Here is a 2577-nt window from a genome sequence, read left to right as displayed (position 1 = left end):
ACGATCGGTGGTGACCACTCCACCGAGACGCAGATCAAGGTCGGCTCCTACGACTCGGGCACGAACAAGGCGAACTCGTTCCTGCAGTTCTCCTCGCTGGGCACTACGCTCGCGGGGCAGCGGGTCACCGCCGCCACCCTGAACGTGTACGCGCTCTGGTCCTCGACCTGCAGCGCCCAGTCGTTCTCGGTGCACCCGATCACCCAGTCCTGGACCCCCTCGGGCGTCACCACCTACCCCGGCCCGACCTTCGGCGCGGCCATGGGCAGCGCCACGCCCGCCCCCGGAGCGTCCTGCTCCAACACGGGCAACTCGGCGAGCGTCGGCGTGAAGATGCCGGTGTCGCTGTCGACCACCTGGTTCAACCAGGTCGCAGGCGGCGCCGCCAACTACGGTCTCGCGATGACCGCGCCGACGAACGACGCGCTGCACTGGAAGAAGTTCCACTCCGACAACTCGGCGACGGCCGGCTTCCGCCCGGCGCTCGACCTGACCTACACGGCCAACACGGCCCCGCAGGTCAACGCCTCCTACCCGCCGGAGAACTTCCAGGCCAACACCCTCCAGCCGGAGCTGCTCGTCTACGCGAGCGACGCCGACAAGGGTCCGAGCCCGCTGTCGTACAGCTACGAGGTCTACGACGCGGACAGCGGCAGCACCACGCCTGTCGCCACCTCCGGTGCTCTCACGAAGGCTGTCTGGAAGGTCCCGGCCGGCAAGCTGAAGTGGTCGAAGAACTACGAGTGGCTCGTCGGCGTCAGCGACGGCACGACGGAGATCGTCCACTCCAGCCGCCTCACGACCGCTGTGCCGCAGCCGCCGGTGACCTCGGGTCTCGCGCAGAACACCGACGGCCACGAGTTCGACCCGTCGGACGGCAACTACACCACCGAGGACACCGACGCCGATGTGGAGGTGGTCGGCCCGTCCCTAGAGATCGACCGCTCCTACAACAGCCTCGACCCGCGGATCGACGGTGCTTTCGGTGCCGGCTGGTCGACGATCGCCGACATGAAGGCGACCGAGGTCAAGGACGGCGCCGGCACGGTCACGAGCGTGATCATCACCTACCCCGGTGGTGAGCAGGTCGCGTTCGGCCGCAACACCGACGGCACGTTCGTGCCGCCGCTGGGCCGCTACGCGCGCCTGGAGGCGGTGACGACCCCGGCCCCCGGCTACAAGCTGACGGACAAGGACTTCACCGCCTACTCCCTCACGCAGCCCACCGGGAAGACCGGGGTCTACGCGATCTCCGGCATCGTCGACTTCGCCAACCGGGCCGAGACGTTCACCTACAACGCCTCGCGCCAGCTGACGAAGATCACCAACACGACGTCGAAGCGTTCGCTGACGCTCGCCTGGTTCACACCGGCGGGCGCGACCGTGCCGCACGTCCAGACGGTCGCGACCGATCCGTCGACCGCGGGCGATGCCGCCACGGCTCAGACGTGGCAGTACGGCTACACCGGTGACCAGCTGACCAAGGTGTGTCCGCCGGCCGACTGGACCAAGTGCACGACGTACACGTACACCACCGGCAACCACTACCGCACCACGGTCATGGACGCCGACCCGTTCGCCTACTGGCGCCTCGGTGAGACGTCCGGCACCCTTGCCGCGGACGCGATCGACGCCAACCAGGGCCAGTACAACGGCACGTACAAGAACGTGACCCTGGGCAGCGCCTCGGTGCTGGCCGGCTCCACGCAGAAGACGGCCACGTTCAACGGCACCACCTCGTACGTGGAGATGCCGAGCGCCCCGGGTGCGACGCCGTCGTACACGTCGGTGTCGCTGTGGTTCAAGACGACCACGGCCGGCGGTGTCCTGTTCTACTACGGTGACAAGCCGCTGAGCGATCCGAACCCGGTCGCCAACACCACGAAGAACACCCCGGCCGTGTACGTGGGCATGGACGGCAAGCTGCGTGGCTGTCTGGCGATGTCGCCGGGCTGCATGTCGACGATCACGTCCACCGCGACCGTGACCGACGGCCAGTGGCACAACGCGGTCCTCACGGGTGTGGCCAACAGCCAGACCCTCTACCTGGACGGCGTCTCGCAGGGATCCCTCTCGGGCACCATCAACGACTGGGTGCAGCCCTACATCAGCCTGGGCGCCGGCGTGAACACCAACGGCTGGCCGTCGATGAACCCGAACGACAAGCTGGGGCACTTCGCGGGTCAGATGGCCGAGGTGGCCATCTTCTCCGAGCCGCTCACCCCGGCCGTGATCGGCGCGCAGTACCAGGCCGCGAAGCGGTCCGCGGGACTGCTGTCGAAGATCACCACCCCGGGTGGCAAGACGCAGGCCTCGGTCGTCTACGGCACCACGGACGACCTGGTCCTTGAGGCCACCGACGGCAACGGCGGTACGTGGAAGCTGAACCCGGCCACGATCACCGGCTCCTCGCAGGTCTACCGCTCGGCGGTCATGGGCACCGCCCCGGCCGGTTACTGGCGTCTGGACGACACCCAGGCGGCGGCTCAGGCCGCGAACCAGGTCAACACCGGTTTCGGTACGTACAACAACGTCATCCAGGGCGCTGAAGGCCCCTTCGGGCCGGACGACGTGACC

At 68.1% G+C, this 2577-nt stretch carries 1 protein-coding gene; it reads left to right on the top strand.

Features of this window, described 5'->3' with window-relative positions:
* A partial coding sequence (locus IE136_RS31780; protein ID WP_189602021.1) for a DNRLRE domain-containing protein occupies positions 1-2577 on the top strand: 2577 nt, incomplete at both ends.

Source organism: Streptomyces lateritius, assembly GCF_014649715.1.
GTDB classification, from domain to species: domain Bacteria; phylum Actinomycetota; class Actinomycetes; order Streptomycetales; family Streptomycetaceae; genus Streptomyces; species Streptomyces lateritius.
This window is presented reverse-complemented; position numbering and strand designations above follow the sequence as displayed.